This is a genomic window from Phenylobacterium immobile (ATCC 35973) (genome assembly GCF_001375595.1).
Taxonomy (GTDB): domain Bacteria; phylum Pseudomonadota; class Alphaproteobacteria; order Caulobacterales; family Caulobacteraceae; genus Phenylobacterium; species Phenylobacterium immobile.
The window spans coordinates 417,431-439,345 of the sequence record NZ_CVJQ01000001.1; the positions used below are offsets into that span (position 1 = coordinate 417,431).

Here is a 21,915-nt window from a genome sequence, read left to right on the forward strand (position 1 = left end):
CGATGCGGGTGCTGGTGGTCGCCAACCAGAAGGGCGGCGTCGGCAAGACGACGACGGCGATCAACCTAGGCACGGCCCTGGCCGCCGTTGGCGAGCGGGTGCTGCTGATCGATTCGGATCCGCAAGGCAACGCCTCTACGGGCGTCGGGGTTGGTAGGGCTCAGCGGTCCAGCACGCTTTACGATGTGATCATGGGTGAGAAGCCGGCGCTCAGCGCCACGGTCAAGACCGCCGTGCCGGGCCTGGACCTGATCCCCGCTGATCCGGACCTGTCGGGCGTCGAGCTGGAGCTGGGTCATGAGGCGCGCCGCTCCTTCCGGCTGCGCGACGCGCTGGAGCCCCTGCGGTCCAGCGGCGCCTACAGCTATGTGCTGATCGACTGCCCGCCGTCGCTAAACCTTCTGACCGTCAACGCCATGGCCGCCGCCGATGCGGTGCTGGTGCCGTTGCAGTGCGAGTTCTTCGCCCTGGAGGGCCTCAGCCAGCTGATGCGGACGGTCGACCTCGTGCGGGGGAATCTCAACCCGAGGCTGGAAATCCAGGGCGTCGTGCTGACCATGTACGACAAGCGCAACAGCCTGTCGGAGCAGGTGGCCGGCGATGTCCGCGCACACTTCGGCGACACGGTCTACCAGTCGGTCATCCCGCGGAACGTGCGCGTCTCCGAGGCCCCGTCCTTCGGCCAGCCGGTGCTGGTCTATGATCTGAAATGCGCGGGCAGCCAGGCCTATCTGCGGCTGGCCCGAGAAGTCGTTCTGCGCGAGCGCGCCCGTCGCGCCGTGCCGGCCTGAGGAGGCTCCATGGCGAGAGGTCTTGGCCGCGGGCTGTCGGCCCTGTTGAACGAGGAAGAGGGCCAGACGACCGGGGCGGCGACGCCGCCTGCGTCGGGCGCGCGCGAGATCCCGATCGAGCTGATCGAGGCCAATCCGGATCAGCCGCGCCGCCATTTCGCAGAGACCGAACTGGCGGAGCTCGCCCAGTCCATCCGTGAGAGCGGCGTACTGCAGCCGATCCTGTTGCGGCCGTCGCCGAGCAAGCCAGGCATGTTCGAGATCGTCGCCGGCGAACGCCGTTGGCGCGCGACCCAGGCCGCCGGCCACCACGCCATCCCCGCCCTGGTGCGGGAACTGACGGATGAACGCGCCTTCGAGGTGGCGATCATCGAGAACATCCAGCGCGAAGATCTCAACGCGATGGAAGAAGCCCAGGCTTATCAAAGCCTTATAGGCCGGGCGGGCTACACCCAGGACAAGGCCGGCCAGGTTCTGGGGAAGAGCCGCAGCCATGTCGCCAATACGCTTCGCCTGCTGCAATTGCCGGCGGCAGTGCAGGATCACGTTCTCTACGGCCGCCTGAGCGCCGGCCACGCGCGCGCGATCCTGACCGCTGACGATCAGGAGCGCCTGGCCGATCAGATCGTCGCCAAGGGTCTCTCAGTGCGGGACGCCGAGGCCCTCGTCCGCGCCCGCGCCGCCGGCCCGAAGAAGACCTCTGGTCCGCGCAAGGCCAACAAGGACGCCGACACCGCGGCCCTTGAAGCCGACCTCGAGGACGCGCTCGGCATGGGTGTCGACATCGTCGACCGCGGCGGCGCTGGCGCGCTGACGATCCGCTACGACAGTCTGGAACAGCTCGACGAGCTTTGCCGCCGACTGACGCGGCGCTAGAGCCCCAGGCGCTTGGCGCGGCCGGCGACGGTCAAGGCCAGACGCTCCGCCAGCAACTGATCCGGCGCGCCGGCGGTTTTGCAGGCGCGGTCGGCGGCCAGGACGTCGGGCTGGATCCGGTCGAGGTCTTCCAGCTTCCAGGCGCGGACCTGCCGCAGCATCTCACGCTCCTGTTTCCAGAAGACACCGGCGGCCTTGGCGGCCTCCTGAGCGCCGGCGCCTGCTTTCACGAGAGTCAGGATGCGGCGTAGGCGGCCGAGATGCATGCCGATGGCCCGCACAGCGGCTGGGCCGCCTTCACCCTCCTGTGCGGCGCGGCGCAAAGCGGCCTGGGCTTCAGCCAAGCGGCCGCCGAAGGCGTCGGCGGCGGCGTCGGACAGGGACGCCTCGGGCTCCACGCCGAGGAACGCTTCGAGATCGGACGGCGTCGCCACCACGCCGCTGCCGGGCTCGAGGTACAGCGCCAGTCGTTCGATCTCCTGGCGGGCGACGCCGCGCTCCTTGGGCATGCGGGCGACGAAGAGCGCCAGGGCGTCGGCGTTCATGCTGACGTTATCGGCGGCCAGGGCGTCGCGGACCATCCGAGCGATATCGCCCGCTTCGTCCTCGTAGCAGGGGATGGCGGCGGCGGCGGCCTGCTTCTCGGCAGCTTTGCGGGCGAGAGATTCGCGGCCCAGGCCGCCCGCCTCGATCAGCAGCATGGCGTCGGGATTCAGCGCGCCGGCGGCGTGCCGCTCCAGCGCCTCGGCGACCAGCTTATCGATCGCGCCCTTCTCAGCCTCGAGGCGCAGGCGCACCAGTCGGCGGCCCCCCATCAACGACTGGGCCGACAACTCGGCCTCAAGGCGGGCGGCGTCATCCTTCAGGTCGCCGTCGGTCAATTGGGCCACGTCGAAGGGATCGTCCGTGTTCGGAACAAGCCTTTTCGCCAGCTCGCGGCCGCGCTCGCGGACCACGCCCAGGTCACGCCCGTAGATCAGCACGGCGCGGATCTGCGGGTCCGGGCTTCGGAGGAAGCGTTCAATGTCAGGCCGGCGGCTGAGGATCATGCCGGGCGGCTCAAGGTTCTAGCTACGCGCCCCGGCGGCGAGCCAGGCGGCGAGCTCCACCTGGATCCGGCGGGCGGCCTGGTCCGCGGCGCGCTCCTGGGCTTCCTGTTGGGCGGCGATGGAGGCGTAGGGCTGGTCGGCGGAATCATAGGTCAGCTGGATCCGCACCTGGCCGCGCTTGACCTCGGCGCCGGAGGCCGCGCTGGTCAGGACATAGTAGGTGGTCAGCACATACTCGTAGCGGGTGGCGACGTTGTCGATCCGCACGCCCCGAGGATAGCGCTCCTCGGCCAGCTGCAGCGCCATCCGGTAGGTCGGCGCGGCGCTGGCGCTGTAGCTGAGCTGTTCCTCCAGCTGCTCGCGCAGCAGATAACCGGTGCGGCCCTCGGGCGCGGTGATCTGCACGCCCGCGAGCGCCGGGGTCACGCCAGGTTGGGCGTAGAGCGGGGTGAAGCCGCAGCCGGCCAAGCCGACCAGGACCACCACGGCGAGCGCACCGGCGAGGATACGCATCAGGCGGCCACGATGTTGACGATGCGATCTTTCACCACGATCACCTTGCGAATGGTCAGGCCCTCTAGGCGCCGTGCGATCTCAGGATCGTCAAGCACGATCTTCTCCACATCGGCCGGCTCGGCCCCGGCGGGCGCAGAAATCTCACCACGGCGCTTGCCGTTCACCTGAACCGGCAGGATGCGCACGGCGTCTTCAGTCAGGCTGGGATCGAACTCTGGCCAAGCGGCTTCCACCACCATGCCTGTCCCGCCGATCCGCGCCCAGCACTCTTCCGCGAGGTGCGGCGTAAAGGGGGCGATCAATCGGGCGAAGGCCGACAGCGCCTCGCGCCGCGCGGGCGTATTGGCCGGGTTGGCTTTCAGGAGGTTCAGGAACTCATAGAGGCGGGCGATGCCGGAATTGAAGCGGAACGCTTCGATCGTTTCGGTCACCTGGCGCGTCAGGCGGTGGGTCGCGCGCCGCAGGGCCTGCGCGGCCTCGTCGTCGGGCGTGTCCGCGCCGTCCTGGTCAAACTCATCCCACACCCGGTTGACGAAGCGCCATGAGCCCTGGACGCCGGATGTCGACCATTGGGTGTCGCGCTCAGGCGGGCTGTCGGAAAGGACGAAAAGGCGCGCGGCGTCGACGCCGAAGGTCTCAAAGATTTCGCTGGGCGCGACCGTGTTGCGCTTGGACTTCGACATCTTCTCGACGTCACCGATGGTCACCGGCTCCCCTGTGGCGATCAGCTTGGCCGAGCGGATATTGCCCTGAGCGATGATCTCGACGTCGCCAGGCTCCAGCCATTCGCCGTCTTGCCGCCGGAAGGTCTCGTGGGTGACCATGCCTTGGGTGAAGAGGCCGGCGAAGGGCTCGCGCACCGACAGCATGTCGCCGTCGGCCAGGGCCTTGGTGACGAAGCGGGCGTAGAGCAGGTGCAGGACCGCATGCTCGATCCCGCCGACGTACTGGTCGACCGGCATCCAGTAGTCGGCCGCGGCCTTGTCGATGGGCGAGGGCGACGTCGGATTGGTGAAGCGGGCGAAGTACCAGGAGCTGTCGACGAAGGTGTCCAGGGTGTCGGTCTCGCGGGTCGCCGCGCCGCCGCACGTGGGGCAGGTCGTATGCTTGAAGGTCGGGTGCCGGTCGAGCGCGTTGCCCGGTTTGCCAAATTCCAGGTCATCGGGAAGCGCCACCGGCAGGTCGGCGGCGGCCAACGGTGCGACGCCGCAGGCCGCGCAATGGACCACCGGGATCGGGCAGCCCCAGCCGCGCTGGCGGGCGACGCCCCAGTCGCGCAGGCGGAAGACCGTCGCGCCCTCGCCGGCGCCCTGCGCCTCGATGCGGGCGATGGCGGCGGCCTTGGCGGCTTCGATGTCCAGGCCGTCCAGGAAGTCGGAATTGAAGATCACGCCGGGGCCGGTGTAGGCCTCGTCCGTGATCTCGATCGCCTCCGCGCCCTGCGGCCGGACCACCGGCTTGACCGGCAGGTGGTATTTGCGGGCGAAGTCCAGGTCGCGCTGGTCGTGCGCCGGACAGGCGAAGATCGCGCCGGTCCCGTAGTCCATCAGGATGAAGTTGGCGATCCAGACCGGCAACTCCAGGCTGGGATCGAAGGGGTGCTTGACCTTCAGGCCGGTGTCGAAGCCGATCTTCTCGGCGGTGTCGATTTCGGCCTGGCTGGCCCCGCCCTTCTTGCACTCGGTGATGAAGGCCGCCGCTTGCGGGTTCTGGGCGGCGATCTGCTCGGCCAGGGGATGGTCGGCGGCGACGCCGACGAAGCTCGCGCCGAACAGGGTGTCGGGGCGGGAGGAGTAGACCTCCAGCCCCTCATGGCCGGCGGGCTTATCGCCGGCGAACGCGAAGCTGAAGCGCAGACCCTTGGACCGGCCGATCCAGTTCTCCTGCATCAGGCGCACCTTGTCGGGCCAGCGCTCCAGCTGGGACAGGTCGTCGGCCAGCTGGTCGGCGTAGTCGGTGATGCGCATGAACCACTGGTTCAGCTTGCGCTTCTCGACGACGGCGCCCGAGCGCCAGCCGCGGCCGTCAACCACCTGTTCGTTGGCCAGCACCGTCTGATCGACCGGATCCCAGTTGACGACGCCTTCCTTGCGATAGACCAGGCCGCGCTTGAACAGGTCCAGGAACCAGGCCTGCTGCTGGCCGTAATAGGCCAGGTCGCAGGTCGCGAACTCGCGGCTCCAGTCGATGGAGAGGCCGAGCTCCTTCAGTTCGCCGCGCATCCGGGCGATGTTGTCGTAGGTCCAGGCTCTGGGATCGACGCCGCGCTCCATGGCCGCGTTCTCGGCGGGCAGGCCGAAGGCGTCCCAGCCCATGGGATGCAGCACCGAGAAGCCCCGGGCGCGCTTGAAGCGGGCGATCACATCGCCCAGCGCATAGTTGCGCACATGGCCCATGTGCAGCCGCCCCGACGGATAGGGGAACATCTCCAGCACATAGTACTTGGGCCGGCTGTGATCGATCTCGGCGCGGAACGACTGGGCGGCGTCCCACTTCTGGCGCCACTTGGGTTCGGTCTCTTTGGGGTTGTAGCGGGCCATGAGGGTTTTTCAGGTCTGCAGAAATGAAACGGGCGCCGGCCCTATGTGGAGCGGCGCCCGCCTGGGTTCAGTTCGGGCGCCGGATCAGCTGCGGATGTTCGCCAGTCGAAGCTGGCGCGCACGGGTAAGGATCGAGTTTTCGATGTCGGTTTCGGTCTGGTCGGTCGTGGGGGATTCGACCCAGGCGCCGGCGGCGTTCTGCGCCTGCTTGAAGATCGTCACGTTCAGGCCGTCGGCGCGCAGGCGCGAGTCCAGAATATAGACGGTCGCCTTGAAGCGCTCGTTCGGCTTTTCGGGGTTCGAGTACCAGTCGGTGATGACCACGCCGCCGTAGGGGTCGGCCGAGGCCAGCGGCATGAACGACAGAGTGTCGAGGGTGGCGCGCCACAGGTAGCCGTTCACGCCGATCGCCGGCTGGGACGCCTCGGCCTTGCGGCCGCCGCCACCGAAGGTTCCGCACGCGCCTAGGGCGCTGGTGGCCACGCAGGCCAGGGCGATCAGGGACACACGCATCAGGCGTCCGCGCACAAACGGCATAGAATTCCGCTCCAAGTGAAGTCCTTCGCAGCGGTCGCCCGCCACGGCGCCGCCCACGCCCAAGCCTCTATAACAACGCCGCCCCGCGCGCCAAACAGGAATCGCGTGGCCCTGCCGCCACATATTCAAGGCATCTGCGAAAATCGTCGGCCTACGGACCGGAGTCTCGTTGACCATTCGCGCGCTGGCTCGTTAATCGACTGTGACGGTGTGACCAGTGGCGGTTGCGTCCGGGCTGATGGGGCTTATCTGGTGGTTATGACGGCTCGCCGTATGACCGTGTTGCTCGCAACCGCTGCGCTGTTTGGCGCGGTGGCTGGCGGCGCGCATGCCGAGGACAAGGCCAAGGCGCCCCTTAACCTGACTCTCCGCACCGACCCTTCCGCCCTGCAGCCTCTCGGCGCCAAGTCGTTGAAGTGGGACGCCGCAAAGGGCCGATGGGGCGTGACCTTGAACCTCGATGAACCCGACGCGCGGCCCTCGACTTTGAATGACGTTCAGGCCGGCGCCTATTATCGCGTCACGCCGTCGCTGCGGGTCGGCGGCGCGGTCGCCCTGGGCGAACAGGTCGTCAAGCCGGGCGCCAACCGCCTGGGCGTCGACGACGGCCAGCCGCGGGTTCGTCTCGAGACCGCCTTCAAGTTCTAAGCGCCTCTACAGCCGCAAGCCCGGCCAGCTTGACGCCCAATAGGCGTTTGGCGGTCACTGAATTCACCCCACCTAAAGCGTAGATCGGCCGCCTGGCGGTGCGCGCGATCCTGGCCAGCCGCAGTGCGCCTATCGGTGCGCCCGCCGACGGGCTGCGGCTGGGGAAGATTGCGGACACCACAGCGGCCTGTGCGCCTGGCCGGCGCGCGGCGCGAAGACCGTGCGCCGCCGCCGTCACGATCCAGGTCGGGTGGCGACGCCGCAAGGGCCCGGCCAAGTGCGCCAGTCGCTCGGGCAAGTGGACCCCGTCGGCACCGACCCGGGCCGCCAAGGAGGCGTCTGCGCCGATCAGGAGGCGCAGGCCGCGCCGGCGGGCGATCCGCACCAGTCGCCGCGCCATGTCCTCGCTGTCCACGGCGCCGAAGGTTCTGAGGACGATCGCCGCGCCGGGCGGCAGGCGCACGGCGGCGGCTTCGATATCGCGGGTGCGCTCGGGATCGGTGAAGAACAACAGCGCCGGCAGCGTCTTCTCCAGCCGGCTTCGGCGATTTAAAACGAGCGCTGTCCGCGCGAGGGTCCAGAACATGGTCGAACTTCTACACCGCGCCAGCGGCTATGCCGACGTCCTCGCTCGGATCTGCGCCGCGGCGCAAGCCTGTGGCAGGGACGCCGATGATATTCAGTTGGTCGCCGTGTCCAAGATGCAGCCGTGGGAGGCGATCGAGCCGGTTCTGGCGGCGGGCCAGCGCGTCTTCGGTGAAAACCGCGTGCAGGAAGCCATGTCGCGCTGGGGGGGTCTGACCGAAAACCTGACCCTGCACCTGATCGGGCCGCTGCAGACGAACAAGGCCGAAGACGCGGTGGCCTTCTTTGATGTCATCGAGACCCTGGATCGCGAACGCTTGGCCAAGGCCATCGCCGACCAGATGGCCAAGCAGGGCCGCAGGCCCCGCCTTTACGTCCAGGTCAACACCGGCGAGGAGCCGCAGAAAGCCGGGGTGACTCCGGCGGACGCCGACGCCTTCATCGGCCGCTGCCGCAATTGCTACGGCCTGACCGTGGAGGGTCTGATGTGCATCCCGCCCGCCGGGGAGCCCGCGGGGCCACACTTCGCCCTGCTCGCCAAGATCGCCGAACGCAATGGCCTCTCAAAGCTGTCGATGGGAATGAGCGGCGACTTCGAGACCGCCATTCGCTTCGGCGCCACCAGCGTCCGCGTGGGTTCGGCCGTGTTCGGCGAGCGCGCGAACCTCTAGGCGATCCGCAGGATGTCGCCAGGGGCGGCCTGCGCCAGAAGCGCCTCCAGGTCGGCGCGGGAGACCGCCACGCATCCCTCCGTTGGCCCGTATTCGGGCCGCGCCAGGTGCAGGAAGATCGCCGAGCCCATGCCCGGGACCACCGGATCGTCGTTGTGTCCGAGGACGACGACGATGTCGTAGAGGCCGTCGTCGCGCCACATCCGCTCAGCGCTGGCCGGGTATGGCAGGGTCACAGGCCGGTTGTAGGCCGCATCGCCGGCGGCGTCGCACCAGCCGTCGTCGGGCGCGATCTCAGCCACGGGCAAGGCGGTCAGCGGGGCGGGTCCTCGATCAGGCCGGTAAAGCACACGACGTAGGGGCCAGGCGCCGATGGGGCTCGCGCCGTCGCCTTCGCGCTTCTCCGACGCGCGCTTCAGTCCGCCCTTGCCGATGACGCAGCGGAAGCTCCGGCCATCTGGCAGGATCACGGCGCCGTCGCGCGCTTCGAAAATCATGAAATCCAGCCGCAGGTTGCTCCGCAGCGCGCATACGGGCATGCTTCGGCCCATGCCTCAACGTATGACCCTGCTCGTCGTCGATGATGACGAGGATCTGCGCGGCGCCGTCGCTGAACAGCTGCGGGCCGAGGACTTCACCACGCTCGAGGCGCCGACCGCAGGCGAAGGCATCCGCCTGGCCTCCGAGCAACGGCCTGATCTGATTCTGCTGGATGTCGATTTGCCCGACATGGATGGCCGGGAGGCCTGCCGGAAGATGCGCGAGGCGGGCGTCGCTGCGCCCGTGATCATGCTGACGGCCGCCGCCGCCGATGAGGACGCGATCCTTGGCCTGGAGTCCGGCGCCAATGACTATGTGACCAAGCCCTATCGCTTCGCCGTGCTGCTGGCCCGTATCCGCGCCCAGCTGCGCAGCCACGCGCAGTCGGAAGGGGCGATCTACCGTCTTGGGCCCTACGAATTCCGACCTTCGGCAAAGATGCTCCTCGACGACGCCGGCAAGAAGACCCGGCTGACGGAGAAGGAGACCAACATCCTGAAGTACCTCTATCGCGCCGGCGGCAAGGCCGTGTCGCGCGAGGAGCTGCTGGCCGAGGTCTGGGGCTACAACGCCGGCGTCACCACCCACACGCTGGAGACCCACGTCTATCGCCTGCGGCAGAAGATCGAGCCTGACCCCGCCAACGCTCGGCTGCTGATCACCGAGACCGGCGGCTACAGGCTGGCGCCCTAGTCAGAGTTCGAAGTCGGCGCTGACCGGCGCGTGATCGCTTGGGCGTTCCCAGGCGCGGACGTCGTCGTGGATGCGGCTCGCGCGGGCGTGTGGGGCGAGGCCCGGCGTCGCCAGGATGTGATCGAGCCTGAGGCCGCGGTTGGACTGCCGGAAATCGGCGGCGCGGTAGCTCCACCAGGAGGCGAGCTTTTCGGGGTCAGGCCGGTGCTGACGGATCAGGTCGGTGAAATTCGCCGACGCCACCAGGGCGGCCATGGCCTCGACCTCGATCGGCGTGTGGCTGACGATCTTCGACATGTACTTGTGGTTCCAAACGTCGAATTCGCCGGGCGCCACGTTGAGATCTCCGACAATGGCCAGCGGCGCCTTCGGATCACGGGCGGCCATTTCCCGCGTCAGGGTCTCGTAGAAATCGAGCTTGTGGTCGAACTTGGGGTTCAGCGTCCGGTCGGGCACGTCGCCGCCGGCGGGAATGTAGAAGTTGTGGATCTCGACACCCTGGACGTTCGCGCCGACGCATCGGGCGTGGCCCTCGCGGCAGGCGTTCAGCGGCGCGATCGGCTCTAGAGGATAGCGCGAGGCGATGGCCACGCCGTGCCAGCCCTTCTGGCCCGAGATCTTGATGTGCGGCAGGCCCATGTCGATGAAGGCCTGACTGGGGAACTCGCCCTCCTGGCACTTGATCTCCTGCAGGCACAGGACGTCCGGCTGCTGCTCGGCGACGAAGCGCGCGGCCTGTTCGGCCCGCAGGCGGACGGAGTTGACGTTCCAGGTGACAAGGCGAAGGCGCATGGCGATCCAGATGGCGAGCGAAGATGCTGATCGGGCAAAAAATTACGCCCGGCGGCATCGGCCACCGGGCGCAAGTGATTTAGCCGCCAGCGCCGGGAGGGGATAGTCCGGCGCGGCAGGAGGCGAACTCAATCGCTTCCGAGTGGTTGCAATATTCCCACAGTAGAAAATAAAGTCAAGCCGAACCAGCACGAGGGCTTGATTGTTACGATAATGTCACATGCGCGGCCGCATGTCGGACGAGCCGCGGCGGGTGTCCTTGAGAACATAGAGCGCCGGGTCGCTACGGACAGCGGCCAGGTTGGCGAGGCGGACCCGGGTGGCGCGGTTCTGCGCATCGGTGACGGTCCAGCCGGTGAGCCGCAGCGGATTGTCGGCGAAGCTGAGGGCGATGGCGCCCGGGATGCGGCGGCGGCGATCGCGTGCGGCGATGGTGAAACCCTCTTCGGTGCGCATCACGGCGCCCACTGTGACGGTCCGGTCGAAGCGGATGGTCTTGGCGAGGAAGATCGACAGCGGCGTCGAGCCCAGCGGGAAGCGCTCGAAGGTCTTCAGCCGGCTGTCCTGCACCGAGACGTTCGTCCCGTCGGCGACCACCAGCAGGCCCGAGGGTGCGTCATAGTCGAAGCGCGCCCGGCCGGGGCGGCTGAGGAACAGGGTGCCCTGCGTCTGGCCGCCGCGGGCGTCGGTCTGGATGAAGCGCGCCTTGGCTTCGGTCAGGCCCTGCAGATATTCCGTTGCACGATCGACCAGGGCCTGGTCCGCCGCGGACAGGGGCTTGCCCACCTGGGCCCAGACGCCGGCGGGGACCAGCGCAAGGGTCGTGGCGGCGAGGAGGCTTCGGCGGGAAAGGGTCATCAACGAAATCCTGATTGCAGCTTGAGGCGTCACCATGACCGAGCCGGCCTGACGCGAAGATGAACGCGCTGTCGTCAACGCAGATGCGGCGCAGTAGGCGCCAGGTTCAATGTTTGATCGGCGCCGTGATCTTCAGCCGCGTCTGTTCAGCGGCGCCCTGCCCTGCGGGGCAGGCGCGGGGCCGATAGGTCATGCTGTAGCAGATCCGCACCTCCGAGAAGTGGCCGTCGCGGTGAGCGACGATAATCTGGTCCGCGCGCAGGGCTGGGTTCAGCCGCAGGAAGGCGCGGCGGATATCGCCCGCGGTCATCTCTTTCGCCTTCAGCCTAGGCGTGCGCAGCTGGTCATAAAGGCGCGCGGCGTCGGCGAAGTAGTCGCGCGGATTACGCCAGCCGCAGGCGCCATGGGCCTGCCATTCATGCTGCAGCAGCTCCGCCGAGGGCGTGCGGCAATACATCGAGCGTACCGTATAGAGAGGAAGGGACGCCACGGGCCGGCAATACCGCGGATAGGGCGGCGCTACGCCGTTCGGCCAAAGTCCATGCAGGAAGAAGCCCCTGGCGCCCGCGTCGTCCAGTGTCTGCGCAGTTGCGGGGATCTGGCCTTGCGTCCTTCGCCACTCAGGCCCCCAGGCGACGGCCAGCAGATGGTAGGCGGTCGGGGTGCGGACGACCTCCTGCGCCGGGGGCGTATAGGCGGCGGCCGGCTGCAGGTCGTGCGGCGGCCGGCAGTTTGCCGCCAACGCCGGGCTAGCGCTGAGGATCGCCGACGCGCCGAACAGAATGCCGGCCAGCCCCCTCACGGGGCGGCGTGCGCCAGGATCTCGCGCTTGCCGGCGTGGTTCGCAGGGCCGACGACGCCCTCGTTCTCCATCCGCTCCATGATCGAGGCGGCGCGGTTGTAGCCGATCTGCAGGCGGCGCTGGATGTAGCTGGTGGAGGCTTTGCCGTCGCGGGTGACGATGGCGACGGCGCGGTCGTAGAGATCGTTGGAGTCGCCGGTGTCGCCGCCGAAGCCGAGGTTAGGACCCTCCTCGTCGTCGCCTTCCGGGACCGCGGTGACTTCTTCCAGATACTGCGGCTGGCCCTGTTCGCGCAGGAACCTCGCCACGGCCTCGACCTCGCCGTCGGAGACGAAAGGCCCGTGCAGGCGGGTGACGCGGCCGCCGCCGGCCATGAACAGTTGGTCGCCCTGCCCCAGCAGCTGCTCGGCGCCCTGCTCGCCCAGGATAGTGCGGCTATCGATCTTGGAGGTGACCTGGAAGGAGATCCGTGTCGGGAAGTTAGCCTTGATGGTGCCGGTGATCACATCCACCGACGGGCGCTGCGTCGCCATGATCACATGGATGCCGGCGGCCCGGGCCATCTGCGCCAGGCGCTGGACGGCGCCTTCAATGTCCTTGCCGGCGACCATCATCAGGTCGGCGACCTCGTCGATGATGACGACCAGGTAGGGCATGGGTTCGGGAACGATCTTCTCGCTCTCGTACATCGGACGGCCGTTGTCGTCGAAGCCGGTCTGGACGGTGCGCTCGAAGTGCTCACCCTTGGCGATCGCCTCCTTGGCGCGCTCGTTATAGGAGGCGACGTTCCGCACGCCGATCTTCGACATCAGGCGGTAGCGGCCCTCCATCTCGCGAACGGCCCACTTCAGCGCGACGATGGCCTTCTTCGGATCGGTGACGACGGGCGCGAGCAAGTGCGGGATGCCGTCATAAACCGACAGCTCCAGCATTTTCGGGTCAATCATGATCATCCGGCACTGGTCCGGCGACATCCGGTAGAGGATCGACAGGATCATGGCGTTGACGCCGACCGACTTGCCCGAGCCCGTGGTGCCGGCGATCAGGAGGTGGGGCATCTTCGCCAGGTCGGCGATATAGGGCTCGCCGCCGATGGTCTCGCCCAGCGCCATGGGCAGGGTCTGCGTCCCGCGCTCATATTCCGGCGAGGCCAGCAGGTCGCGCAGGTAGACCGTCTCGCGCTTCTGGTTGGGCAGCTCGATGCCGATCGCGTTGCGGCCCGGCACCACCGAGACGCGGCAGGCGGCCACGCTCATCGAGCGGGCGATGTCGTCGGAAAGGGCCACGACCCGGGCGGATTTCACGCCCGCGGCCGGCACCAGTTCATAGAGGGTGACAACGGGACCGGGGCGAATCTGGTCGACCTGACCGCGCACGCCGAACTCGGCCAGGACGTTCTCCAGCAGCTGGGCGTTCTGGCGCAGCGAGCCTTCGTCGAACTGGGCGGCCCGTGGCTTGGGTTTGGCCAGCATGGCGAGCTCCGGCATCGCAAAGCCGCTTGTCGGCCGCACGAACTCGAAGGTGGCTTGGGCCTCGTTGACCTCGCGGACGCTTTCGCGGCGGACCGGTTTGGGTGGCTTGACGTTCAGCTTGGGGCCGGAGTCCTGCGCCGTCTCCGCTTCCGGTTCGGGTGCGATCGCTCGGCCGTTGCGGCCGGCGGGCGCCAGGGGAGCGATCGGCGGCGTGTCCTCATCCTCGTCCTGGAGCGCAAACGGGGCGTCCATCGCCGACCAGGCGGCGGGCCTGGCGGCCTTGGGTTTGCGCTTGAGCGCGCCGGCGATCCAGCGACCGGCGGCCCTCAGGTCGGCGGGGCCCAGGCCGAAGCCATAGCCGGCGAGGCCCGCCGCCAGGACGGCCAAAACGGCGGCGGCGACGGCGAAGGGCGCGGGAATGTGCGCCAGCCGGGCGAGCGCCGCCAAGCCCTCCAGCAGGCCGTCGCCGGCGAAGCCTCCCAGGCCCTTCGCGAGCGGCCAGGCGATCGGCGGCGCCGGCAGCGCAAGGGCGCCGCTGAGCGCCAGCACGCCCGCAGCCCCCGCTAGGCCCCGCGCGCGCAGATGACCGCGCCCGCTATCCGGTTGGCGCGTCGCCAGGCGCGTTAGACCGAGCACCACCATCAAGACGGCGGCGACCCCTGCGCCGAGGCCCAGTGATTGGACGCCAAGGTCAGCGACGACTGCGCCGACGGGACCCAGGATATTGCTGACGGACGCGGCGGAGGCCGCATTCAGGCTGGGATCGGTCGGCGCATAGGTGGCGCAGGCGGCCGCCAGACACACGCCGATCGCCGCCACGGCGACGCCGCGCGCCCGCGCCGTGGCCGGATGCGCCCACACGAGCTGGACGACGTGCGCCACAAGGGCCAGTCCCGTCTTCCGCGCCGTTCTCGCCATGCTCTCTGCAGCCCTTCGCCGTCGAAGATGGGCCCATCTTCGACATCAGACGCGATCCTAAGGATAAGACGGTTAAGGCGCGTTTACCCAATCAAGCCGGATGAAACGCCGGCTTTTTTGCCGCGGGGCGATTCCTTCGCGCCGTCGCGCGCGCTAGGGTCGCGCCATGAGCTGGTCCATGCCCCGCCCGATGCTGCAGATCGTCGCCGCGATCCTCGCCCTCGTGGCGATCGGCGCCTTCCTAAGCGGCGTGATGACCGCAGCCCCGCGCGGACGCCTGCCAGGCGAACAGCCGGCGGCGATTTTGCTCGGTCCAACCGGCGCGAATATCGCCGATGCGGTGCCCCTGGCGGACGATCGTATCGAAGGCGCGCCGGAACCTGTGGAACTGACGCCCGAAGAAGTGGCCAAGCTGGAGGCCGAGAAGAAGGCGCGCGAAGAGGCCGCCGCACATCAGGCGATGATGGACGCGGCCGCCCAAGCTGCGGCTGCGCCGAAGGTCGCTCCGCCCCCGGTCACGACTGCGCCGGATAAGCTCGGCGATATGATTGAGACGGTGACGCCGCCCACCGAAGAGCCGCCGTTCTAGGCGGCCTCCGGAAGGCGGGCGTTGAGCCCTAGCCGCGGGCTTCTGGGTACTGAATTCGCGGTCGCAGATTATCGATCACCTGCCGGGCGTCGAAGGCGCGCGAATCGCTCGCGGGCTTTGCGCCCTTGTGCATGACGATCTCGGCGCTGGCCTCGTACTTCTGAACCGTCCGGATATCCATCCGATCAGCCCAGAACGGACCACCCATGAAGGGATCCCATGTGCGCCAACCGTAGCCGCCGCCGTAATAACGCCACGAGGGACGCCAGAGGCCGTAGCTCGGACCGTACCAGGGTGAATATAGCGGGTCAGGCTGAACGTAGGTTTGCGTGCTCTGGCTGGTCTGCCGGTCGGCGATAGCGAACCAGTCGTTGCCGGTCTGCACAGTCAGCTCGGCGGCGCGGAACAGCAGGTAGCCCTCCACGGTCTCGCGGCTCGTCAAGCTGTTGCCGGCGAAGTTTACGCGATAGCGGTTGGCTTCGATCTGCATGTCCGAATAGCCGCCCGAGGTCTGCTGGCCGGGGACGTTCGGCTGGTAGGGGGTGGGCGTCGCGCAGGACGCGAGCCCCGCCGCCAAGGCCACGGCGGCGAGGGCGACGGTTATCTTGGGCATTTTTGTCATCCGTTCCGAAAACATTTCCCTGCCCGCGTAACACGCAGGTCAAGGACGTGGTTGCCGTCCCTTCAGCAAATGTAGGCTGATCGGACGACGATACCACCACCTGAATTAAGGTTTCGGCATGTCCACGGAACCAACGGGCGGCCCTGACATGTTTAGCAATACAACCTGTCCAAGGAGTGGGCCCATGGACGTCGATTCCACCGCCATCCGCGCCATCGACTACGACGAGGGGCGCGCCAAACTGCAAGTCGAATTCACCAGCGGCGAACACTACGTCTACGTGGGTGTCCCGGCGGAAGTGCACCGCTCGTTCCTGGAAGCCGACTCGAAGGGCCGGTTCTTCCAGGCTGAAATCCGCGACTGCTATCCATTCAACCGCGTCGAGCACTAGGTCCTGCCCGCAAGGCGGGAAGGGTGGCGCTTAGCCCTTCATCCGCTTGTCGCGGTTCGCCGCGACGCGCAGGCGAAGCGCGTTCAGCTTGATGAAGCCGGCCGCGTCGCGGTGATCGTAGGCGACGGCGCCCTCCTCGAAGGTCACCAGTTCCTGGTCGTAGAGCGAATAGGGGCTGGTGCGGCCGATGATCGACACATTGCCCTTGTAGAGCTTCACCCGCACCTGGCCGCTGACCATCGCCTGGCTGTGGTCGATGGCGGCCTGCAGCATCTCGCGCTCAGGTGAAAACCAGAAGCCGTTGTAGATGAGCGACGCGTACTTCGGCATCAGCTCGTCCTTCAGGTGCATCGAGCCACGGTCCAGCGTGATGCTTTCGATACCGCGGTGGGCGGCGAGCAGGATCGTCCCGCCGGGAGTCTCATAGACGCCCCGCGACTTCATGCCGACGAAGCGATTCTCCACCAGGTCCAGGCGACCGACGCCGTTGTCGTGGCCCAGCTGATTGAGCCTGGTGAGCAAGGCGGCCGGCGACAGGCGTTCGCCGTCGATGGCGACGGGGTCGCCCTTCTCGAAGTCCAGGGTGAACACCTGCGGCTGATCGGGCGCGTCCTCTGGGGCGATAGTGCGCATGTGCACGAACTCGGGCGCTTCAACGGCAGGATCTTCGAGGACCTTACCTTCCGAGGAGGAGTGCAAGAGATTCGCATCGACGCTGAACGGCGCCTCGCCGCGTTTGTCCTTGGTGATCTGGATCTGATGCTGCTCGGCGAACTCCAACAGGGATTCCCGACTCTTGAAATCCCATTCGCGCCAGGGCGCGATCACCTTGATGTCGGGCTCGAGCGCATAGTAGCCGAGCTCGAAGCGGACCTGGTCGTTGCCCTTGCCCGTCGCGCCATGGCTGACGGCGTCGGCCCCGACCATGCGGGCGATCTCGATCTGGCGCTTGGCGATCAGCGGCCGGGCGATCGAGGTGCCGAGCAGGTATTGGCCCTCATAGACGGTGTTGGCGCGGAACATCGGAAAGACGAAATCGCGGACGAACTCCTCGCGCACGTCCTCGATGAAGATGTTTTCCGGCTTCACGCCAGCAGCCAGCGCCTTGGCGCGCGCAGGCTCAATCTCTTCGCCTTGGCCGAGGTCGGCCGTGAAGGTCACGACCTCCGCGCCGTATTCGGTTTGCAGCCACTTCAGGATGATCGAGGTGTCGAGACCGCCTGAATAGGCGAGGACGACCTTCTTGACGGTGTTTGCAGCCATGGCGTTCAGGCGTCCGGTTGGATGGCGAAGGGGACGCCGCCTTTAAGGCCGGACAGGCCCCGCCTTCAAGACTTAACCGCGCCCTCGGCCTTCAGCATGTCCATGGCCCCATTCAGCCAGACCCGGTGCAGGCGAAGCGCCAATGGCGCCGCGGCCATGCGGGCGCCGAACAGCAGCCAGGCGCCGTTCACGGAAAGGTCGGGTCGCCGCGACTCCACCATCAGGATCAGCGAGAACCCCAGCGCCATCATCGGGTAGGCCGACAGCGCCCATCCCTTGCTCGTCCGCTGGACCGGCTGGCCCTTGCGATAGAGCAAGGGGAACTTCACATCCGCCTCGAGCTTGCGGCTGGCGTCGCGGGCCGCGCCGGCCATCCAGGCAAGCGCGATGATCCAGAAGGCGTCGCCAATATAGGCCAGGAGCGTCATGGCTCAGATCGTAACCTGGGTGCCGAGCTCCACCACCCGGCCCGGCGGGATCTTGTAGAAGTCTGTCGGGTTGGCCGAGTTCTTCATCAGGAAGATGAACAGCTTGTCCTGCCAGAGCGGCATGCCCGATTGCGCCGAAGGCACCAGCGAGCGGCGGCCGAGGAAGAAGCTCGTCGCCATGATGTCGAACTTTACGCCCTGCTTGCGGATCTGGCCCAGCGCGCGCGGAACGTTGGGGCTCTCCATGAAGCCGTAGGAGATCACCACCTTCTTGAAGTCGTCGTCGATCGGCTCCATCCGAATCCGGTCGTCTTCGCGAACGCGCGGCGTTTCGGCGGTGACGACGGTCAGGACGATGTTCTTCTCGTGCAGCACCTTGTTGTGCTTGAGGTTGTGCATCAGGGCGACCGGGGCGATCGCCGGGTCCGAGGTCAGGAACACCGCGGTGCCGGGCGCGCGATAGGGCGCGCGGGCTCGCAGGATCTCGGTCAGTTCCACCAGGGGCACGCTGTCGCGGCGCGTCTTCTCGGAAAGAATCTGCGCGCCCTTGGTCCAGGTCCACATGATCAGGACGAGGATCGCGCCCAGCACCAGGGGCAGCCAGGCGCCTTGCGGGATCTTCAGGAGGTTGGACGAGATAAACACAACGTCCAGCAGGCCGAAGAACCCGGCGAGGCCGGCCGCCTGCCAGGTCGGCCGTTTCCACATGTGCTTGAGGATCACGTAGAATAGCAGGGTGTCGATGAACATCGAGCCGGTGACGGCGATGCCGTAGGCGGCCGCCAGGTTCGACGAATTGCGGAAGGTGAACAGCAGGATCAACACGCCGATCATCAGGAAGGTGTTCACCTGCGGCACGAAGATCTGGCCGGCCTGGGTTTCGCTGGTGCGGCGGATGTCGATGCGCGGGAAGAGACCGAGCTGCACCGCCTGCTGGGTCATCGAGAAGGCGCCGGTGATCACGGCCTGGCTGGCGATGACGGTGGCCGCGGTCGCCAGCAGCATGACCGGCCAGTAGGCGATTTCCGGAATCATCCGGAAGAAGGGATTGTCGACGGCCTCTGGGTGGGCGAGCACGAGAGCGCCTTGGCCCAGATAGTTCAGGATCAGCGCCGGCAGGCACAGACCGAGCCAGGCCGCCCGGATCGGGGCGCGACCGAAGTGGCCCATGTCGGCGTAGAGCGCCTCGGCCCCGGTTACCGCTAGGAAGACGCTGCCCAGGATGATGAAGCCCAGGAAGCCGTTATCGATCAGGAACAGCACGCCGTAGTGCGGCGCGAGCGCGCGAAAGATCGACAGGTCGTCGCTGATGTGGACGAGGCCCAGTCCCGCGAGCGTCAGGAACCAGATCGCTGTGATTGGGCCGAAGGCGCTGGCCACCTTGGCGGTGCCGCGCGACTGGACCATGAACAGGCCGATGAGGATCGTCGCCGAGATCGGCAGGACATAGGGCGTCAGGCGGTCGCCGACGACGGGCGCGTCTTTCAGCCCCTCAACCGCCGAGAGGACGGAGACCGCCGGCGTGATGATGCCGTCGCCGTAGAACAGCGCCGCGCCGAGCATTCCGAGGAACAGGACCCACGCCGAGCGGTGAGCGACAAACCGCTGGGCCAAGGCCATCAGCGCCAGCGTCCCGCCCTCTCCCTTGTTGTCGGCGCGCATCAGGAAGACGACGTACTTGATCGTAACGATCAGGATAAGCGCCCAGATCACCAGGGAGACGACCCCCAGAACTGCGGCTTCGGAGGCGCCGCCGCCCCTCGCGTGGTGAAGCGCCTCGCGCATGGCGTAGAGCGGGCTGGTCCCGATATCGCCGAACACCACTCCGATCGCCCCTAGCATAAGGGCGTGGAATTTCTCTTGGTGCGGATGGGCGACTGCGGCGTTGGCTGGATCAGCCATCGAGTTCTCCGGGCCCCAAGCCGGGACCCATTCTGGCGGCGCCATGCCGTCTCGCGGCCGGCGCGATACACCCAATCCCCGCAGCGCACAATGGCGGGGCGGTTTCGTGATTTGAATGCGGCCGGACCGCGGCTAGGTTCCGCAGCCTGGCGGGAGACTTCTCATGGATCGCAGATTGGCGCTCGTCACCGGCGCTTCGGCCGGCATCGGCGCCGCTATGGCCCGCATCCTGGCCAGTCACGGTTATGATTTGGCGCTCACCGCGCGGCGCGGCGACCGGCTGGAAAAGCTGGCTGATGAACTCAACCTGCGTTTTGCGGCTGAGACCCTGACCATCGTCGCCGACCTCGCCGAGCCCCAGGCGCCGGCGCAGATTCTCGACCATCTGGCCGCCCATGGCCGGGATGTCGATGTGTTGGTCAACAATGCCGGCTATTCGACGCCGGGCACGTATGCGGCCACCGACTGGACGGCGCACGAGACCTTTCTGCGGGTCATGTTGCAGGCGCCGGCTGAGCTCGCCCATCGCGTCCTGCCGGGCATGCTGGCGCGCAGGTTCGGCCGAATCGTCAACGTCGCGTCGCTGGCCGGGCTGATCCCGGGCGCCGCGGGCCACACGCTCTATGGGCCCAGCAAGGCTTTCCTCGTCCGCTTCAGCCAGGGCCTGCACCTGGAGACCGTCGGCAAGGGCGTTCATGTGACGGCGCTCTGCCCGGGCTTCACGTTCTCGGAATTCCATGACGTCAACGGCCAGCGCGAGCGGGTGAACGAGGCCGTGCCGCCGTGGATGTGGATGGGCGCCGACGAGGTGGCCGCCGCAGGTTATGAGGCGATGGAGGCCAATCGACCGATCTGCGTGCCCGGCGCGCCGAACAAGGCGATCGCCGCCCTCGCCCATGCCCTGCCAGACGATTGGGCCTTGGCGCTCACCGCTCAGCACGGCGGCAAGTTTCGCAAAGCCTAGGCTCGAGTTCAGCGCCCGTAGGGGCTGGCCGCCTTAGGGTCGATGAAGCCGAGCGTAGAATCCGCGAGGCCCGCCAGGATGAATTGCACAGCCATGGCGCAAAGGATCAGCCCCAGGACTCGGACGATGATCGTCAGGCCGATCTTGCCGAGGATCCGCGACAGGATCGGCGTCGCCAGAAATGAGAGCAGGGTTGTGGCCGCGACGCCTGCGATGACGCCGACGCCCGTGGCCGCCCCCGACAGCCCGAAGGCGCGGGCCTGACTGGCGTAGATGACCACGGTCGAGATCGCGCCCGGCCCGATCAGCAGCGGCATGGCGAAGGGCACGATCATCCGCTCCAGTCGGCGGCGCACATAGGCCCGAGTGCTCTCAGTGGTCTCCGCGGCGTCGGCCTTGTCGGCGAACTCGGCGGTGAAGTCGTCGCGGGCCATGGTCAGGCCCAGCATGAACAGGATCACCCCGCCGGCGATGCGGAAGGCCGGCAGGGAGATGCCGAAGAACTCCAGCAGGCTAAGGCCGGTGAAGTAGAAGAAGATGAGAAAACCGGTGACGAACAGCGAGACATACAGCGCCAGCAGGGCGCGTTCCTTCGGGCGCGCGCCGGCGGTGGCCGCCGCGAACACGGGCACGTTGCCGATCGGATCGATCAGCGCGAAGAGCGCGATGAAGAAGTTGACCGCGAAGTCGGCCTGGTTCATCCGAGAACCTTAGCTGAAAAATTGAATCCAGGAGCCTGCGAATGGCCGATCCCCAGATGGCGGACGGGCGTCTCATCGTGCCTCTCGACGCGCCGACCGCCGCCGACGCACGCCGACTGACCGAGACCCTGGCCGAGGCGGTCAGCTTCTACAAGATCGGTCTCGAACTCTTCGCCACCGACGGCATGGCGCTCGCCCGCGAGCTGAAGGCCCTGGACAAGCAGGTCTTCCTCGACTGGAAGCTGCATGACATCGGAGCAACGGTGGAGCGGGCCACCACCGCCCTCGCCGGTTCGGGCTGCGACCTGCTGACAGTCCATGCCGAGCCGCAGGTGATGGCCGCCGCGGTCAAAGGTCGTGGAGCTTCGGCCTTGAAGCTGCTGGGCGTGACGGTGCTGACCAGCCTCTCGGAAGACGACTTGAAGGCTCTGGGCTACGGCTTCACGGCCCGCCAGTTGGTCGAGCGTCGAGTGCGCCAGGCGCTCGAGGCCGGCATGGATGGCGTCGTCGCCTCGCCGCACGAGGCGAGCCTCGCCCGCGAGATCGGCGGACCGGATTTCCTGGTGGTGACCCCGGGCGTCCGTCCTGCGGGCGCCGACCTGAACGACCAGGCCAGGGCCGCGACGCCCGCCGACGCCCTGCGCGCCGGCGCGAGCCACCTGGTCTGCGGCCGCCCGATCAGCGCCGCCGCCGACCCCAAGGCCGCGGCGCTGGCCATCGTCGCCGAGATGGCGGCGGTTCCGGCCTCCTGATCGTCATTACCGAGC

Annotated in this window: 24 protein-coding genes; 9 read left to right on the forward strand and 15 right to left on the reverse strand. The window is 67.6% G+C overall.

From position 1 onward, the window contains the following. Nucleotides 1-2: 2 nt before the first annotated feature. Both BN1313_RS02050 and BN1313_RS02055 read left to right on the forward strand, forming a co-directional pair. Nucleotides 3-791: a ParA family protein gene (locus BN1313_RS02050; protein WP_425415027.1), complete on the forward strand. Its 789-nt coding sequence runs from the start codon at nucleotides 3-5 to the stop codon at nucleotides 789-791. Between the two features lie 9 nt (nucleotides 792-800). Further along, complete coding sequence (locus tag BN1313_RS02055) at nucleotides 801-1,667, forward strand: ParB/RepB/Spo0J family partition protein (RefSeq protein ID WP_091735888.1); 867 nt, start codon at nucleotides 801-803, stop codon at nucleotides 1,665-1,667. Here BN1313_RS02055 and holA read toward each other — a convergent pair. From holA to BN1313_RS02075, 4 genes are all read right to left on the reverse strand, one after another. Further along, nucleotides 1,664-2,716 carry a DNA polymerase III subunit delta gene (holA, locus tag BN1313_RS02060; RefSeq protein WP_091735890.1) on the reverse strand — a complete coding sequence of 351 codons (1,053 nt, stop codon included), beginning with the start codon at nucleotides 2,714-2,716 and terminating at the stop codon, nucleotides 1,664-1,666. The two genes, BN1313_RS02055 and holA, sit on opposite strands and share 4 nt — an antisense overlap. 18 nt (nucleotides 2,717-2,734) lie before the next feature. After that, nucleotides 2,735-3,229 carry an LPS assembly lipoprotein LptE gene (gene lptE / locus BN1313_RS02065; RefSeq protein ID WP_091735893.1) on the reverse strand — a complete coding sequence of 165 codons (495 nt, stop codon included), beginning with the start codon at nucleotides 3,227-3,229 and terminating at the stop codon, nucleotides 2,735-2,737. Further along, nucleotides 3,229-5,772, reverse strand: a complete 2,544-nt coding sequence (gene leuS, locus BN1313_RS02070; protein ID WP_091735898.1) for a leucine--tRNA ligase — start codon at nucleotides 5,770-5,772, stop codon at nucleotides 3,229-3,231. The genes lptE and leuS overlap by 1 nt, the downstream gene beginning before the upstream one ends. An 84-nt stretch (nucleotides 5,773-5,856) precedes the next feature. Further along, entirely contained in the window at nucleotides 5,857-6,309 is a 453-nt protein-coding gene (locus BN1313_RS02075) for a DUF3576 domain-containing protein (protein ID WP_091735901.1), read from the reverse strand. A 273-nt stretch (nucleotides 6,310-6,582) separates the two neighbouring features. Between BN1313_RS02075 and BN1313_RS02080 the strand changes: the two genes are divergently transcribed. After that, entirely contained in the window at nucleotides 6,583-6,957 is a 375-nt protein-coding gene (locus BN1313_RS02080; RefSeq protein ID WP_245620060.1) for an NtrZ family periplasmic regulatory protein, read from the forward strand. Here BN1313_RS02080 and BN1313_RS02085 read toward each other — a convergent pair. Then, nucleotides 6,947-7,543: a thiamine phosphate synthase gene (locus tag BN1313_RS02085; protein ID WP_091735907.1), complete on the reverse strand. Its 597-nt coding sequence runs from the start codon at nucleotides 7,541-7,543 to the stop codon at nucleotides 6,947-6,949. The genes BN1313_RS02080 and BN1313_RS02085 overlap by 11 nt on opposite strands. Here BN1313_RS02085 and BN1313_RS02090 point away from each other — a divergent pair. Next, nucleotides 7,542-8,213 carry a YggS family pyridoxal phosphate-dependent enzyme gene (locus BN1313_RS02090; RefSeq protein ID WP_091735910.1) on the forward strand — a complete coding sequence of 224 codons (672 nt, stop codon included), beginning with the start codon at nucleotides 7,542-7,544 and terminating at the stop codon, nucleotides 8,211-8,213. The genes BN1313_RS02085 and BN1313_RS02090 overlap by 2 nt on opposite strands. Here BN1313_RS02090 and BN1313_RS02095 read toward each other — a convergent pair. Next, nucleotides 8,210-8,710, reverse strand: a complete 501-nt coding sequence (locus BN1313_RS02095; RefSeq protein WP_091742141.1) for a L,D-transpeptidase family protein — start codon at nucleotides 8,708-8,710, stop codon at nucleotides 8,210-8,212. The genes BN1313_RS02090 and BN1313_RS02095 overlap by 4 nt on opposite strands. A 52-nt stretch (nucleotides 8,711-8,762) precedes the next feature. Here BN1313_RS02095 and BN1313_RS02100 point away from each other — a divergent pair, with 52 nt between their 5' ends. Further along, complete coding sequence (locus BN1313_RS02100) at nucleotides 8,763-9,446, forward strand: response regulator transcription factor (RefSeq protein WP_176695867.1); 684 nt, start codon at nucleotides 8,763-8,765, stop codon at nucleotides 9,444-9,446. On the opposite strand, the gene xth is transcribed toward BN1313_RS02100, so the two are convergent. The 4 genes from xth to BN1313_RS02120 form a co-directional block, all read right to left on the reverse strand. After that, on the reverse strand, nucleotides 9,447-10,238 hold the full coding sequence (xth, locus tag BN1313_RS02105; RefSeq protein WP_091735916.1) for an exodeoxyribonuclease III: 792 nt from the start codon (nucleotides 10,236-10,238) through the stop codon (nucleotides 9,447-9,449). 216 nt (nucleotides 10,239-10,454) lie between these two features. Beyond that, a complete protein-coding gene (locus tag BN1313_RS02110; RefSeq protein ID WP_091735919.1) occupies nucleotides 10,455-11,096 on the reverse strand; it encodes a LolA family protein in 642 nt (213 codons plus the stop codon). A 106-nt stretch (nucleotides 11,097-11,202) separates the two neighbouring features. Continuing rightward, nucleotides 11,203-11,898 (reverse strand): ribonuclease T2 family protein, encoded by a 696-nt coding sequence (locus BN1313_RS02115; protein WP_091735922.1) that lies wholly within the window; start codon nucleotides 11,896-11,898, stop codon nucleotides 11,203-11,205. Then, the gene (locus BN1313_RS02120) at nucleotides 11,895-14,288 is read right to left on the reverse strand and encodes an FtsK/SpoIIIE family DNA translocase (protein ID WP_091735925.1); all 2,394 of its coding nucleotides are present in this window, start codon (nucleotides 14,286-14,288) and stop codon (nucleotides 11,895-11,897) included. Before BN1313_RS02120 ends, BN1313_RS02115 begins: the two co-directional genes overlap by 4 nt. Nucleotides 14,289-14,466: 178 nt before the next feature. Here BN1313_RS02120 and BN1313_RS02125 point away from each other — a divergent pair, with 178 nt between their 5' ends. Beyond that, a complete protein-coding gene (locus tag BN1313_RS02125) occupies nucleotides 14,467-14,877 on the forward strand; it encodes a hypothetical protein (protein WP_141653059.1) in 411 nt (136 codons plus the stop codon). A 28-nt stretch (nucleotides 14,878-14,905) separates the two neighbouring features. Here the strand turns inward: BN1313_RS02125 and BN1313_RS02130 are convergent, their stop codons facing one another. Further along, complete coding sequence (locus tag BN1313_RS02130; protein ID WP_091742144.1) at nucleotides 14,906-15,499, reverse strand: CC0125/CC1285 family lipoprotein; 594 nt, start codon at nucleotides 15,497-15,499, stop codon at nucleotides 14,906-14,908. 184 nt (nucleotides 15,500-15,683) lie between these two features. On the opposite strand from BN1313_RS02130, the gene BN1313_RS02135 reads away from it, so the two are divergent. After that, nucleotides 15,684-15,890 (forward strand): KTSC domain-containing protein, encoded by a 207-nt coding sequence (locus tag BN1313_RS02135; RefSeq protein WP_091735932.1) that lies wholly within the window; start codon nucleotides 15,684-15,686, stop codon nucleotides 15,888-15,890. A gap of 30 nt (nucleotides 15,891-15,920) precedes the next feature. Here BN1313_RS02135 and BN1313_RS02140 read toward each other — a convergent pair whose 3' ends face one another. The 3 genes from BN1313_RS02140 to BN1313_RS02150 all read right to left on the reverse strand — a co-directional run bounded on the left by BN1313_RS02140 (nucleotide 15,921) and on the right by BN1313_RS02150 (nucleotide 19,483). Then, on the reverse strand, nucleotides 15,921-17,153 hold the full coding sequence (locus tag BN1313_RS02140) for an argininosuccinate synthase (protein WP_091735935.1): 1,233 nt from the start codon (nucleotides 17,151-17,153) through the stop codon (nucleotides 15,921-15,923). Between the two features lie 65 nt (nucleotides 17,154-17,218). Continuing rightward, nucleotides 17,219-17,581: a hypothetical protein gene (locus BN1313_RS02145; protein ID WP_091735939.1), complete on the reverse strand. Its 363-nt coding sequence runs from the start codon at nucleotides 17,579-17,581 to the stop codon at nucleotides 17,219-17,221. Between the two features lie 3 nt (nucleotides 17,582-17,584). Next, a complete protein-coding gene (locus tag BN1313_RS02150; RefSeq protein ID WP_245620061.1) occupies nucleotides 17,585-19,483 on the reverse strand; it encodes a potassium transporter Kup in 1,899 nt (632 codons plus the stop codon). A 163-nt stretch (nucleotides 19,484-19,646) separates the two neighbouring features. Here BN1313_RS02150 and BN1313_RS02155 point away from each other — a divergent pair, with 163 nt between their 5' ends. Beyond that, entirely contained in the window at nucleotides 19,647-20,447 is an 801-nt protein-coding gene (locus BN1313_RS02155) for an SDR family NAD(P)-dependent oxidoreductase (RefSeq protein ID WP_091735944.1), read from the forward strand. An 8-nt stretch (nucleotides 20,448-20,455) separates the two neighbouring features. Here the strand turns inward: BN1313_RS02155 and BN1313_RS02160 are convergent, their stop codons facing one another. Continuing rightward, nucleotides 20,456-21,148 (reverse strand): MarC family protein, encoded by a 693-nt coding sequence (locus tag BN1313_RS02160; RefSeq protein ID WP_091735947.1) that lies wholly within the window; start codon nucleotides 21,146-21,148, stop codon nucleotides 20,456-20,458. 41 nt (nucleotides 21,149-21,189) lie between these two features. Between BN1313_RS02160 and pyrF the strand changes: the two genes are divergently transcribed. Next, nucleotides 21,190-21,900, forward strand: coding sequence for an orotidine-5'-phosphate decarboxylase (gene pyrF / locus BN1313_RS02165; RefSeq protein ID WP_176695868.1), 711 nt, complete (start codon nucleotides 21,190-21,192; stop codon nucleotides 21,898-21,900). The last annotated feature ends 15 nt before the right edge of the window (nucleotides 21,901-21,915 follow it).

Coding starts and splice junctions, on each gene's coding strand:
- BN1313_RS02055 (WP_091735888.1), top strand. CDS start 801: ATGGCGAGAGGTCTTGGCCGCGGGCTGTCGGCCCTGTTGAACGAGGAA.
- BN1313_RS02100 (WP_176695867.1), top strand. CDS start 8,763: ATGCCTCAACGTATGACCCTGCTCGTCGTCGATGATGACGAGGATCTG.
- pyrF (WP_176695868.1), top strand. CDS start 21,190: ATGGCCGATCCCCAGATGGCGGACGGGCGTCTCATCGTGCCTCTCGAC.
- BN1313_RS02120 (WP_091735925.1), bottom strand. CDS start 14,288: ATGGCGAGAACGGCGCGGAAGACGGGACTGGCCCTTGTGGCGCACGTC.
- BN1313_RS02090 (WP_091735910.1), top strand. CDS start 7,542: ATGGTCGAACTTCTACACCGCGCCAGCGGCTATGCCGACGTCCTCGCT.
- BN1313_RS02140 (WP_091735935.1), bottom strand. CDS start 17,153: ATGGCTGCAAACACCGTCAAGAAGGTCGTCCTCGCCTATTCAGGCGGT.
- BN1313_RS02110 (WP_091735919.1), bottom strand. CDS start 11,096: ATGACCCTTTCCCGCCGAAGCCTCCTCGCCGCCACGACCCTTGCGCTG.
- BN1313_RS02050 (WP_425415027.1), top strand. CDS start 3: ATGCGGGTGCTGGTGGTCGCCAACCAGAAGGGCGGCGTCGGCAAGACG.
- BN1313_RS02135 (WP_091735932.1), top strand. CDS start 15,684: ATGGACGTCGATTCCACCGCCATCCGCGCCATCGACTACGACGAGGGG.
- BN1313_RS02080 (WP_245620060.1), top strand. CDS start 6,583: ATGACCGTGTTGCTCGCAACCGCTGCGCTGTTTGGCGCGGTGGCTGGC.
- BN1313_RS02095 (WP_091742141.1), bottom strand. CDS start 8,710: ATGATTTTCGAAGCGCGCGACGGCGCCGTGATCCTGCCAGATGGCCGG.
- BN1313_RS02075 (WP_091735901.1), bottom strand. CDS start 6,309: ATGCCGTTTGTGCGCGGACGCCTGATGCGTGTGTCCCTGATCGCCCTG.
- BN1313_RS02085 (WP_091735907.1), bottom strand. CDS start 7,543: ATGTTCTGGACCCTCGCGCGGACAGCGCTCGTTTTAAATCGCCGAAGC.
- BN1313_RS02160 (WP_091735947.1), bottom strand. CDS start 21,148: ATGAACCAGGCCGACTTCGCGGTCAACTTCTTCATCGCGCTCTTCGCG.
- BN1313_RS02155 (WP_091735944.1), top strand. CDS start 19,647: ATGGATCGCAGATTGGCGCTCGTCACCGGCGCTTCGGCCGGCATCGGC.
- BN1313_RS02125 (WP_141653059.1), top strand. CDS start 14,467: ATGCCCCGCCCGATGCTGCAGATCGTCGCCGCGATCCTCGCCCTCGTG.
- BN1313_RS02150 (WP_245620061.1), bottom strand. CDS start 19,483: ATGGCTGATCCAGCCAACGCCGCAGTCGCCCATCCGCACCAAGAGAAA.
- lptE (WP_091735893.1), bottom strand. CDS start 3,229: ATGCGTATCCTCGCCGGTGCGCTCGCCGTGGTGGTCCTGGTCGGCTTG.
- holA (WP_091735890.1), bottom strand. CDS start 2,716: ATGATCCTCAGCCGCCGGCCTGACATTGAACGCTTCCTCCGAAGCCCG.
- leuS (WP_091735898.1), bottom strand. CDS start 5,772: ATGGCCCGCTACAACCCCAAAGAGACCGAACCCAAGTGGCGCCAGAAG.
- BN1313_RS02130 (WP_091742144.1), bottom strand. CDS start 15,499: ATGACAAAAATGCCCAAGATAACCGTCGCCCTCGCCGCCGTGGCCTTG.
- xth (WP_091735916.1), bottom strand. CDS start 10,238: ATGCGCCTTCGCCTTGTCACCTGGAACGTCAACTCCGTCCGCCTGCGG.
- BN1313_RS02145 (WP_091735939.1), bottom strand. CDS start 17,581: ATGACGCTCCTGGCCTATATTGGCGACGCCTTCTGGATCATCGCGCTT.